The 12,309-nt window shown below is 61.5% G+C and carries 10 protein-coding genes; 4 read left to right on the forward strand and 6 right to left on the reverse strand.

The features are described 5' to 3' along the window. Positions 1-17: 17 nt before the first annotated feature. Positions 18-1,067, reverse strand: coding sequence for a sn-glycerol-3-phosphate ABC transporter ATP-binding protein UgpC (ugpC, locus tag FJ930_RS06240; protein ID WP_141836024.1), 1,050 nt, complete (start codon positions 1,065-1,067; stop codon positions 18-20). Positions 1,068-1,360: 293 nt separating this feature from the next. On the opposite strand from ugpC, the gene FJ930_RS06245 reads away from it, so the two are divergent. The 3 genes from FJ930_RS06245 (at position 1,361) to FJ930_RS06255 (ending at position 5,186) form a co-directional block, all read left to right on the forward strand. Beyond that, complete coding sequence (locus FJ930_RS06245) at positions 1,361-3,037, forward strand: sugar ABC transporter substrate-binding protein (protein WP_140738717.1); 1,677 nt, start codon at positions 1,361-1,363, stop codon at positions 3,035-3,037. A 98-nt stretch (positions 3,038-3,135) separates the two neighbouring features. Beyond that, on the forward strand, positions 3,136-4,257 hold the full coding sequence (locus FJ930_RS06250) for a sugar ABC transporter permease (protein WP_141836027.1): 1,122 nt from the start codon (positions 3,136-3,138) through the stop codon (positions 4,255-4,257). A gap of 11 nt (positions 4,258-4,268) precedes the next feature. Then, complete coding sequence (locus FJ930_RS06255) at positions 4,269-5,186, forward strand: carbohydrate ABC transporter permease (protein ID WP_141836030.1); 918 nt, start codon at positions 4,269-4,271, stop codon at positions 5,184-5,186. Between the two features lie 65 nt (positions 5,187-5,251). Here FJ930_RS06255 and FJ930_RS06260 read toward each other — a convergent pair whose 3' ends face one another. Together FJ930_RS06260 and FJ930_RS06265 are read right to left on the reverse strand one after the other, a co-directional pair. Next, positions 5,252-5,995 carry a creatininase family protein gene (locus tag FJ930_RS06260; protein WP_141836033.1) on the reverse strand — a complete coding sequence of 248 codons (744 nt, stop codon included), beginning with the start codon at positions 5,993-5,995 and terminating at the stop codon, positions 5,252-5,254. A gap of 3 nt (positions 5,996-5,998) precedes the next feature. Continuing rightward, positions 5,999-6,565, reverse strand: a complete 567-nt coding sequence (locus FJ930_RS06265; RefSeq protein WP_141836036.1) for an SIS domain-containing protein — start codon at positions 6,563-6,565, stop codon at positions 5,999-6,001. Positions 6,566-6,727: 162 nt separating this feature from the next. On the opposite strand from FJ930_RS06265, the gene FJ930_RS06270 reads away from it, so the two are divergent. Continuing rightward, positions 6,728-7,750, forward strand: a complete 1,023-nt coding sequence (locus FJ930_RS06270) for an aldo/keto reductase (protein ID WP_141836037.1) — start codon at positions 6,728-6,730, stop codon at positions 7,748-7,750. A gap of 84 nt (positions 7,751-7,834) precedes the next feature. On the opposite strand, the gene FJ930_RS06275 is transcribed toward FJ930_RS06270, so the two are convergent. The 3 genes from FJ930_RS06275 to clpX all read right to left on the reverse strand — a co-directional run bounded on the left by FJ930_RS06275 (position 7,835) and on the right by clpX (position 12,262). Next, positions 7,835-8,107 (reverse strand): HU family DNA-binding protein, encoded by a 273-nt coding sequence (locus FJ930_RS06275; protein ID WP_023798342.1) that lies wholly within the window; start codon positions 8,105-8,107, stop codon positions 7,835-7,837. A 196-nt stretch (positions 8,108-8,303) separates the two neighbouring features. Further along, positions 8,304-10,715, reverse strand: a complete 2,412-nt coding sequence (gene lon / locus FJ930_RS06280) for an endopeptidase La (protein WP_140738704.1) — start codon at positions 10,713-10,715, stop codon at positions 8,304-8,306. A gap of 272 nt (positions 10,716-10,987) precedes the next feature. Beyond that, positions 10,988-12,262 carry an ATP-dependent Clp protease ATP-binding subunit ClpX gene (clpX, locus tag FJ930_RS06285; protein ID WP_023759839.1) on the reverse strand — a complete coding sequence of 425 codons (1,275 nt, stop codon included), beginning with the start codon at positions 12,260-12,262 and terminating at the stop codon, positions 10,988-10,990. Positions 12,263-12,309 lie beyond the last annotated feature (47 nt).

Consider the following 12,309-nt stretch of genomic DNA (forward strand, 5'->3'; position numbering starts at 1 on the left):
GTGAAGTCCGTTTGAGATCAAAGACGCTTGCCGGTCTCGGCGTCGAAGAGATGAATGTGGTCGAGCCTTGGCCGGAGCTTGAGCATGTCGCCCGGCTTGAAGTCGTGGCGCTCGCGAAACAGTGCCACCATCTCGCCGTCGCCGAAGCGGAGGAACACCAGGGTCTCCGAGCCGGTCGGCTCGACCACCGAAATCTTCGCCGGCACGCCGTCGGGGTGGATTTCGAGATGTTCGGGCCGCACGCCGTAGACGACGCCACGCCCCTCCTCAACGACATTGTTGGGAGCAAGCGGGAACATCGTTCCGGCAATATCGACGCCGCCCTTGCGCACGACGCCCTTGAGCAGGTTCATCGAAGGTGAGCCGATGAAGCCGGCGACGAACAGGTTCGCCGGCCGGTCGAACAGATCCAGCGGCGCGCCGACCTGCTCGATGTGGCCATCGCGCATGACGACGATCTTGTCGGCCATGGTCATGGCCTCGATCTGGTCGTGGGTGACGTAGATGGTGGTGGTCTTCAGCCGCTGGTGCAGTTCCTTGATCTCGGTGCGCATCTGCACGCGCAGCTTGGCGTCGAGGTTGGAGAGCGGCTCGTCGAACAGGAACACCTGCGGGTCGCGCACGATGGCGCGGCCCATGGCCACGCGCTGGCGCTGACCGCCCGAAAGCTGCCGGGGGTAGCGCTTCAGGTAAGGGTTGAGGTCGAGGATGTCGGCGGCCCGCTTGACCCGCTCGGCGACCACGGCCGGATCGGTTTTCCGCAGTTTCAGGGCAAACGCCATGTTCTGCTCCACCGTCTTGTGCGGATAGAGCGCATAGTTCTGGAACACCATGGCGATGTCGCGTTTTGCAGGCGGCAGATGATTGACGACGCGGTCGCCGATGGCGATCGTGCCGCCCGAGACGGTCTCCAGCCCGGCCACCATTCTGAGCAATGTCGACTTGCCGCAACCCGAGGGACCGACCAGCACCACGAACTGACCATCCGAAATATCGACGCTGACTTCGTGCAGAACCTTGACGGTTCCAAATGCCTTGGCCACTTTGCTGATTGTGACTTGAGCCATGTCTCCCCCATCGGCTCCACTGGCCGCAGGCGCAGAAGCTAACCAACGCGACCTGCCAGGGCAAGTCGGTCCCTTATAGATAAAAACCCGTTCTCGTTGACACGGCGTTTGGTTGTGAGAATAGTGACTGGCGCTGGTCCGAATACTGGTCGCCCGAACCGCGAAATCGGAACTTCAATCGAGCAGGTGGGGACCTGCAAAGTTCGCTTCCGAGCCGGGAGAATCGTTGGCGCTCCAGCGCCTGAAAAGTTTGGCCACACCCATCCACACAGATGTTCTGGGAGGAACAATCGATGAGAGTAGACATTTACGAGAAACTGGTCCGTGCCGGCGCTACCAGACGCGACATACTGAAAGGCGCGGCGTCGATGGCCGCGATCGCGGCGGCATCGGGCGCGGGTCTCGGCGCCTTGACGCGTCCTGCCTCCGCGGCAAGCGAACTTCGTGCAAAAATCCTGCAGATTCCCGGCGTCGGCAAAGGCCAGCCGACCGATGCCGATTTCCAGAAGGTCGGCGAGCTCTGCCTCGATGCGACCAAGGCCAGTGTCAAGGAAGGCGAGTTCGCCGGTGTCGAGCTCAAGTTCATGGGTCTCAACAACCAGAACCTGCATAACGTGCTGTTCCGCGGCTTTCTGAAGCCTTGGGAAGCCTATACCGGCGCCAAGATCAGCTGGATCGACCTGGCGCAGGCCGACTACAACGCCCGCTTGCAGCAGTCGATCGCCACCAATACAATCGACTTTGATATCGTCGAGATGGGTGCGCCTTTCGAAGGCGATGTCTGCGGCAAGGGCCTCACGTCCGAAATGCCAGACTGGGTGAAGAAGCAGATCGATATGGACGATCTGGTGGCCTATCTGAAGCCGCCGGTCGGCACTTGGGATGGCAAGCAGTATCGGGTGACCGTCGACGGAGACACGCACAACTTTAACTACCGCACCGACGTGTTCTCCGACTCTGACCTGGCAGCAGCCTGGAAAGCCGACGGCGGCGACAAGGCAGGCCTGACGGAATGGGGCGTGCCGAAGACCTGGCAGCAGGTGCAGGCCGTGACCAAATTCCTCAAGGGCAAGCAGATGAAGGGCCAAGACGTCTATGGCTATCTCGACGCGCCCAAGCCCTGGGGCGGTTTCGGCTTCTACTTCCTAGGCAGCCGCGCCAGTGCCTATGCCAAGCATCCCGACGACAAGGCATGGCTGTTCGATCCGGATACGATGAAACCGCGCGTCAACAATCCGGCCTGGGTGCGGGCGATCCAGGACGTGATCGACGCGCTGCCCTTCGAACCGCAAGATCAAATCAACGCCGACCCGAACCAGACCTGTTTCTCCCAATTCCTCGGCGGCACTGGCTCGATGCTGGCTTGGTGGGGAGATGCCGGCTCGAATGCGAAGACCAACGACTCCTCGGTCGTCGGGGACGTCACCGGCTTCTCAATCCTGCCGGGCTCCGAAGACGTCTACAATTCCAAGACCGGCAAGTGGGACAAGCTCGCCAGCGGCCCGAACTATTCGCCGAACTGCGCCTATCTCGGCTGGGGCGTCTATGTCATGGCCCGGGTCGATGCCGACGAAAAGAAGAAGAAGGCGGCATGGTCAGCCGCTGCCCATCTCGGTGGCAAAGACCTGTCCCTCTGGTGCGCGGCCTATCCGTCGGGCTTCCAGCCCTATCGTAATTCCCACTTTGACATCCCGGAGTGGGTGGCGGCCGGCTACGACGAGGCTTTCATCAGTTCTTATCTCAAGTCGGAAGCTGACAGCTATAACCATCCCAACGCGGCGATCGAGCCACGCATTCCCGGCATTTTCCAGTATTACAGCGCCGCCGAGGACATTTTGGCCAACACCTTCGCCGGCAAGATGAAGGCACAGGAAGGTGCGGATGCCATCGCCGCGGCCTGGGAGAAGCTGACCGACCAGATCGGCCGCGAGAAGCAGATCAAGCTCTACAAGGCCTCGCTCGGCGCCTAAGTGGACCCTTGATAAAAGTCACGGCCCGGCGTCACATCATCGCCGGGCCGAATTTTGACCGGCTCCTGTCGGTCAGTGTGGCAGAAGAGGCGAGAGGCGTGGCTGAACAGACTTCGACCACGAATGCGTGGCCGGCAAATTCCGCACCACTGGACCTGATCCCGCCTGGCCGCAAACGTCTCGGCTGGGCACTGATGGCCTTGGCCACGTTCGGCCTCCTGGCGATGATCCTGCTTCAGATCCTCTACAAGACCGAAGTCGACGCGATCGGCTTCGAGACATGGCGTCCCGTCGTTTATGCCTATGTGCTGTGGGGCGTGGCACTCGGCATCGGCCAGGTTCTGACGCGGGGCGAGGACGGCCAGCGCGCGCTGTTCCTCTTACCGGCGCTGCTTTTCACCATCGCCATGGTGATCTTCCCGACGCTGTTCGGTTTCTACATTGCGCTCACCGACTGGAATCTCAGCTCCTTCAGTGGCCGCAGGTTCAACGGCCTCGACAATTTCTGGCAGATGCTCGGCGATCCCTACTACCGCAACGCACTGTTCAACATGGTGCTCTACGTGCTGGCGGTGCTGGTCGAATATGTCATCGCCTTCGGGCTGGCGTTGTTGCTCAACGCGCAGATCCGGGCGCGAAAATTCTTCCGCGTCGTCTTCCTGATGCCGCTGATGTTGTCGCCGGTCGCGGTGTCCTGGATGATCGGCAAATCACTGATGGAGTACCGGTTCGGTCCGGCGGCCACGCTGGCACGCCATCTCGGCTGGGACAATCCCGCCTTCTTTTCGGACCCGATCACCGCGCGCATCTCGATCATGCTGCTTGATGCCTGGACCTTCATACCGTTCATGATGATCATGCTGCTCGCCGGCCTGCAGGCAATGTCGCGCGAGGTGCTGGAGGCGGCGCGCGTCGACGGCGCGACCGCGTGGCAGACCTTCTGGCAGGTCACCTTCCCGCTGATGCTTCCGGTCTCGGTGACGGCGGTGATCCTGCGCATCATCTTCAAGCTGAAGCTTGCCGACATCATCATCACGGTGACGTCGGGCGGCCCGGGTGGTGCGACCGATTCCGTCTCGAGCTTCATCTACCGCGAATACCGCGACCGCTCGAATGTCGGCTACGGCACCATGCTGGCGATGGCCTATCTCGTCATCATCGTCGTGTTCGTGACCTGGCTCTTGAAGCTCGCCAACCGCTTCGTGCGCAACGTCAACTGAGTGGCCGGATCATGAGGGTTCAGACCACCGACTATACCGTCTCCGAAATCCGCTCTCCTGCGAGCTTCATCACCAGCCGCGTCTTCATCTATGGCGCGCTGGTCTTCTGGGCCTTCATCTGCCTGTTCCCGATCTACTGGACGATAACGACTTCGTTCAAATCGGCGGTCGACGTCACGCAAGGGCATCTGATCCCCTTCGTCGACTTCCAGCCGGACTGGAAGGGCTGGCGATCGCTTGGCCTCTCACCGGATTCGATTTCCCAGACCTCCACGGTGCGCGACGAATTCTTCAAGCGCTTCATGAATTCGGTCATCACCTCGGTTGGCGCGTCGAGCCTCGCCATCATCATCGGCAGCCTCGCCGCCTACGGCCTCACGCGCTACCGCTACCGCTTCGCCTGGTTCAAGAACGAGGATATCTCGTTCTTCTTCCTGTCGCAGCTGATCCTGCCGCCTGTGGTGCTGGCCCTGCCCTTCCTGGTTCTCTACCGGGAGGTCGGCCTGCTCGACACGCGCGGAGGGCTGATCCTGCTCTACACGCTGATGGTGCTGCCTATCGTCATCTGGATCATGCGTGACCAGTTCAACTCGATACCCGTCGAACTGGAGGAAGCAGCGCTCGTCGATGGCCTGTCGATCTGGGGCGCATTCTTGCGCATCGTCATGCCGATCGCTCTGCCCGGCATGGTCGCCGCCTTCATCCTGGCGATGGTGCTGTGCTGGAACGAGTATTTCTTTGCCGCCCTTTTGACCTCGACCGATGCCAAGACCATCCCGGTGATGGTGGCGAGCCAGACCGGCTCGCAAGGCATCAACTGGTGGTCGATGGCGGCCCTTGCCACCGCGGCCATCGCGCCGCTGGCGGTCATCGGCATCGCGCTCGAACGCTACCTGATCATGGGCATGACGGCGGGAGCCGTGAAGTGACGACCAAGGAGCGATCCGGACAAATCCATCGCCGACTACCAGGCGGAGCGGTTTGAAAACCTGAGTTAGGCCTTCAGGACAGCGCGCAGGTGATCCATGATCATGGCGACGCCCTTGTTCCCGAGTTCCGCCGAGGCATCGTTGGCGCTCGCCGTATACCAGCCTGTATTGTCGGCGAAGTGAGCCGCATCGACAGCCTCCGGACATAGCGCCATCATCAATGACGTCTCGCCGATCCCGGCATGATCGAACGGATACTCGCCGTTCATGGCGGCCGGCATCAGTGGATGCACCTGCACCCAGTTGAAGACATTCTCGCCCTGGGCATGGCCGGCATAGTAATCGACCATGGTGTTTGAACCCCACCAGCCCTCGCCGCGCTCCTTCTCGAGAAACCGAAAGATGGCTTGCCGGCCCGCGGTCTTGAAGGCCAGATCGGTCGGCATGCCAGCGGCGAAATTCTCGGTCTGGTGGTGAATGATGGCGTGGATGTTGCGGAAGCCGATGCGCAGCAGGCCGTAGAACAGCTCCTCCGCGAAAGGCGCAAGCACCGGGCCGCCGACCTGCACCGAACCGCTGCCTTCCGGTGGTGCCACCGCGTAACTCGCCGCGCCATAGTAGAAGGGCGGCAGGATGACGACGTCCCGCTCCTTCTCGAACAGGTCAAGCGTCTTGATGACCGCCAGCGTGTCCATCCCGACGGCCATGTGCTCGCCATGGTATTCCAGCACGCCGAGCGGCAGCGCGACCGGCCAGTTCTCGGCGATCGCCTTGCGGATCTGGTGCGGCAGCATCAGTTCATAGCGCATGATCTATTCCATGTTGGTGTGGCGCGCGCGCATGGCTTCGGGCGACGCACCGGTCAGGGCTTTGAGCTTCAGCACCATCACCTCGAACAGCAGGAACAGCGCCCCCTCGAATACGGAGCCCATCGGCAGCACCGAAGTCCTTGGCGGTCCCTGGTCATTGGCCATGGTCTGGGCCGGGATGAGCAGCGTGGCGTCAGCCAGCCGCGCCGTACTACCATCAGCCTGAGCGGTCAGCAGCAGATTTGTCGCGCCGGCTTCGCGCGCGACGCGCATCAAGGTGAGCACCGTCGAGGTTTCTCCCGGCCCGGAGCTGGCCAGGAAGACATCGCCCGGCCCCAGCGGCGGCGTGGTCATGTCGCCGACCACCGAGACCGGCAGTCCCAGATGATAGAGCCGCATCGCGAAACCCTTGACTTGCAGGGCCTCGCGGCCGCAGCCATAGACGACGATCCGCCCGGCATCGGCCAACATACTGCAGGCGGCATCGATGCGGCCTTCATCCACGCGCGCCAGCACGGCGCCGAGTTCGTCGAGCGCGGTTCTGAACAGGTTTTCGTTCTGGTCACCCACGGCAAGCCCGTCCTCGAAATCGTCCTGGATCTTTCCACGAACAGCTTGATTTCGTTCATGCTAGCAACGGCGAAAATGCATGTCCAACGCTGCGCGCCGCTTTTGCCGGGCCACAGGCATGATAGTGTCACGTCGGACAAATCGAACCGGGAAGAGCAGGACATGAAGACACGGCATTTCGATCGCATCGGCAATGGCGGCATCACCTTTACGGAGCTCGGCTTCGGCACGGCGCCGCTGGGTAATCTCTATCGCGCCGTCTCGGACGAGGATGCCAATGCCACGCTCGAAGCCGCCTGGGCGACCGGCTGCCGCTATTACGACACCGCGCCGCTCTATGGGCTTGGCCTGTCCGAAATACGCCTCAATCCCTTCCTGCGCGGCAAAAAGCGCGACGACTATGTGCTGTCGAGCAAGGTCGGGCGCCTCATGCGCGCTTGCCCGCCAGAGCGGCGCACAGGCATCGGCAAGTTCTTCGACACGCCGTCGCGTCAGGAAGTGTACGATTACAGCTATGACGGCGTCATGCGCTCATTCGAAGCCTCGCTCGAACGCCTGGGTGTCGATCGGATCGACATCCTGTTCGTGCACGACGTCGACATTTTCACTCATGGCAGCAAGGAGGCGTCCGACCGGCGCATCGAGGAGTTCATGCGCTCGGGCTATTACGGGCTGCTGTCGCTGCGCGACCAGGGCGTCATCAAGGCCTTCGGCGGCGGTATCAACGAATGGCAGGTTGCCCAGATACTGGCCGAGCGCGGCGATTTCGACCTGTTTCTGCTGGCCGGACGCTACACGCTGCTCGAACAGGAGGCGCTGACGTCCTTCCTGCCGCTTTGCCAGAAACGCGGCATTGGCATCGTTCTCGGCGGCCCCTACAATTCCGGCATCTTGGCGACAGGACCGAAGCCCGGCGCCTACTACAACTACTCCGAAGCGCCCAAGGACATTCTCGACCGGGTCGCCGGCATCGAAGCTGTCTGCAAACGCCATGGCGTGCGGCTGATCGAGGCGGCGCTCAAATTCCCGCTGCTGCACCCCTCGGTCGTTTCAGTGATCCCCGGCGGCCAGCGGCCGAGCGAAGTAGAGAGCAACCGGGCGCTGCTCGACGCGAAACTGCCCGCCGCCCTCTGGGCCGACCTCAAACAGGAAGGTCTGATGCGTGCGGATGCGCCAACCGCATGACAATCATCCGCCTCCAGGCAGACATAAAAAGGAAAAGCCGGGGAGCCCGGCTTTTCTGGTCTCTGAAAAAAGAAAAAAACGCGCTTAGTTGACTGCGTCCTTGAGGCCTTTGCCGGCCGAGAACTTCGGCACGGTGCGTGCCGGGATTTGCACTTCAGCGCCGGTCTGCGGGTTGCGGCCAGTCGAAGCCGCACGCTTTGACACGGTGAAATTGCCAAAGCCGACAAGCCGTACATCGCCGCCCTTCTTCAGTTCGCCGGTGATCACGGAAAATACCGCATCGACCGCCGACTGCGCGTCACCCTTCGAAATGCTCGCGGCGTCGGCGACAGCGGACACCAGTTCGTTCTTGTTCATAAAAATTCCCTTCCATGAGAACGCCGGAACATACGACTCATCCGGCAGGAAACGGACTTTAGAAAGAAGCGTTCCCGCAACCAAGTCGAAAAGCCCGGGAAAAGTGGAAAAAAGCCCGGGAATCCGGGGTTTTTAACATGAAAAAGCCGGGCGCGAGGCCCGGCTTTCTGTTTGTGCGCTGCAACTTTAGCAAACTCTAATGCGCAAGTGACTTTCCAGCGTCATCCGCCGTGTCAGTCGCGGCCGGAGGATTGACGGGCTCGACCCATTCAATTGGCTCGGGCATGCGCACCAGCGCGTGGCGCAACACTTCGCCGACCCGCGAGACCGGAATGATTTCCATGCCGTTCTTCACGTTGTCCGGAATCTCCGCCAGATCCTTGGCGTTGTCTTCCGGGATCAGCACCTTCTTGATGCCGCCGCGGAGCGCGGCAAGCAGCTTCTCCTTGAGGCCACCGATCGGCAAGATGCGGCCGCGAAGCGTAATCTCGCCGGTCATGGCCACATCGGCGCGGACTGGAATACCCGTCAGAACCGACACGATAGCCGTAGCCATGGCGGCGCCAGCAGACGGGCCGTCCTTCGGCGTGGCGCCTTCCGGCAAGTGCACATGGATGTCGCGCTTGTCGAACAGCGGCGGCTCAATGCCGAAATCGATCGCCCTCGAGCGGACATAGGAGGCCGCCGCCGAGATCGATTCCTTCATCACGTCGCGCAAATTGCCGGTCACCGTCATGCGGCCCTTGCCGGGCATCATGACGCCTTCGATCGTGAGCAGTTCGCCGCCGACTTCCGTCCACGCAAGACCGGTGACCACACCGACCTGATCGTCAGCCTCGACCTGGCCGAAGCGGAAGCGCTGGACACCGAGGTAATCGGCGAGGTTGGCCGCCGTGATGTTCACCGTCTTCTTCTTCGTCTTCAGGATCTCGGTCACCGCCTTGCGCCCGAGCTTCATCAGCTCGCGCTCCAGGCTACGAACGCCCGCTTCACGGGTGTAGGTCTGGATGATGGCGCGGATCGCGTCCTCGCCGACGGAGAATTCCTTCGGCTGCAGGGCATGGTCACGCACCACCTTGGGCAGCAAGTGCCGCTTGGCGATTTCGATCTTCTCGTCTTCGGTGTAGCCGGCGATACGGATGATCTCCATGCGGTCCATCAAGGGCGCAGGGATGTTCAGCGTGTTCGCCGTCGTCACGAACATCACGCTCGACAGGTCGTATTCGACCTCGAGATAGTGGTCCATGAACGTCGAGTTCTGTTCGGGATCGAGCACCTCGAGCAGCGCCGACGACGGATCGCCGCGGAAGTCCTGGCCCATCTTGTCGATCTCGTCGAGCAGGAAGAGCGGATTGGACTTCTTCGCCTTCTTCATCGACTGGATGACCTTGCCGGGCATCGAGCCGATATAGGTGCGCCGGTGGCCACGAATCTCGGCCTCGTCACGCACGCCGCCGAGCGCCATGCGGATGAATTCGCGGCCGGTCGCCTTGGCGATCGACTTGCCGAGCGAGGTCTTGCCGACGCCGGGAGGGCCGACGAGGCACAGGATCGGCCCCTTCAGCTTCTTCTGGCGGCTCTGGACGGCGAGATATTCGACGATGCGGTCCTTGACCTTGTCGAGGCCGAAATGATCGGTGTCGAGCACGTTCTGCGCATAGGCCAAATCCTGCTTGACCTTGGAGTTCTTGCCCCATGGTATCGACAGCAGCCAATCGAGATAGTTGCGCACGACGGTCGATTCAGCCGACATCGGCGACATCGTCCGCAGCTTCTTCAATTCGGCTTCCGCCTTTTCGCGGGCCTCCTTGGAAAGCTTGGTCTTCTTGATGCGCGCCTCGATCTCGGCGGCCTCGTCGCGACCGTCCTCGCCTTCGCCGAGCTCCTTCTGGATCGCCTTCATCTGCTCGTTGAGGTAGTATTCGCGCTGGGTCTTCTCCATCTGGCGCTTGACGCGCGAGCGGATACGCTTCTCCACCTGCAGGACGGAGATTTCGGCTTCCATGAAGCCCATAGCCTTTTCCAGCCGCTCCTTGACCGAGAGCGTGGCCAGCATCTCCTGCTTTTCAGGGATCTTGATGGCGAGATGCGAGGCAACCGTATCGGCGAGCTTGGAATAGTCGTCGATCTGGCTGGCGGCGCCCACCACTTCGGGCGAGATCTTCTTGTTCAGCTTAACGTAGTTCTCGAAGTCGGTGACGACCGAACGAGCCAGCGCTTCAACCTCGACCTCTTCCTCTTCCGGCTCGACCAGCGCCGTGGCGCGGGCCTCGTGGAAGTCGGGACGGTCGGTGAAGGAGACGATTTTCGCGCGCGAGGCGCCCTCGACCAGAACCTTGACGGTGCCGTCGGGCAGCTTCAGCAATTGCAGCACATTGGCGAGCGTGCCGATGTCGAAGATGGCATCGGGCTCGGGATCGTCATCGGCGGCATTCATCTGGGTGGCGAGCAGGATCTGCTTTTCCTGACCCATCACCTCCTCCAACGCCTTTATCGACTTTTCACGCCCAACGAAGAGCGGAACGATCATGTGCGGGAACACCACGATGTCGCGCAGTGGGAGGACTGCGAAGACGCCGTCGCTGGGAGCCTTGGATATTTTGGCCATTGTCCAACCTTTCATGTCGCGGTCGCCATCAGGCCAACCGCGAATCTCATATTAACGACCGGGGATCGTTCCGCCTACCACCGTTTGTGACGGGAGTTTTACAGCACAGAAATCGGGCACCTCGGCCTTCTCGTGTTAGGTGGATGCAAGAGGGGCAAAGATCAAGAGTTAACATCGCCGCAATCCACTCCAGTGCAAAGGTCGCATGCCCTCACAGCAAAACGGCGCCGCGAGGGCGCCGTTCCATAAAAAACATCGGATCAAGTGCGATATCACGCGCTGACGTTGCCCTTCTTTTCCTTCTGTTCGGAATAGATGTAGAGCGGCCGGGCGCTGCCGGTCACGACTTCTTCCGAAATCACCACTTCGCGCACGCCTTCGAGCGCGGGCAGTTCGAACATGGTGTCGAGCAGGATCGCTTCCATGATCGAACGCAGGCCGCGCGCGCCGGTCTTGCGCTCGATGGCGCGCTTGGCGATCGCCGACAGGGCGTTCTCGTGGAAGGTCAGGTCGACATTCTCCATCTCGAACAGCCGCTGATACTGCTTGACCAGCGCGTTCTTCGGCTCGGTCAGGATCTGGATCAGCGCCGGCTCGTCGAGGTCCTCCAGCGTCGCCAGGACCGGCAAACGGCCGACGAACTCCGGAATGAGGCCGAACTTCAGCAGATCCTCCGGCTCGACAAGCCGGAACACATCACCGGTGCGGCGATCCTCAGGCGAAGCGACGATGGCGCCGAAGCCGATCGAGGTCTTGCGGCCGCGATCCGAGATGATCTTGTCCAGGCCGGCAAACGCGCCGCCGCAGATGAACAGGATGTTGGCGGTGTCCACCTGCAGGAATTCCTGCTGCGGATGCTTCCTGCCGCCCTGCGGCGGCACGGAGGCGACCGTGCCTTCCATGATCTTCAACAGCGCCTGCTGCACGCCTTCGCCCGACACGTCGCGGGTGATCGACGGATTGTCGGACTTACGCGAAATCTTGTCGATCTCGTCGATGTAGACGATGCCGCGCTGGGCGCGCTCGACATTGTAGTCGGCCGACTGCAGCAGCTTCAGGATGATGTTCTCGACGTCCTCGCCGACGTAACCGGCCTCGGTCAGCGTCGTGGCGTCCGCCATGGTGAAGGGCACGTCGATGATGCGGGCCAGTGTCTGCGCGAGCAGCGTCTTGCCGCAACCGGTCGGGCCGATCAGCAGGATGTTGGACTTGGCCAACTCGACATCGTTGTTCTTGCCGGCGTGCGCGAGGCGCTTGTAGTGGTTGTGGACCGCCACCGACAGCACACGCTTGGCGTAGGGCTGGCCGATGACGTAGTCGTCGAGAACCTTGAGTATCTCCTGCGGTGTCGGCACGCCCTCGCGCGACTTCACCATCGAGGTCTTGTTCTCCTCGCGGATGATGTCCATGCAAAGTTCGACGCACTCGTCGCAGATGAAGACCGTCGGGCCAGCGATCAGCTTGCGCACCTCGTGCTGGCTCTTGCCGCAAAACGAGCAATAAAGCGTGTTCTTGGAATCACCGCTGTTGTTGCCGACCTTGCTCATATTCATGTCCTTTCATGGCCGCCCGCCGATGGTCTGGCTGAAAGGGC

The organism is Mesorhizobium sp. B2-4-15 (assembly GCF_006658505.1).
Lineage (GTDB): Bacteria > Pseudomonadota > Alphaproteobacteria > Rhizobiales > Rhizobiaceae > Mesorhizobium.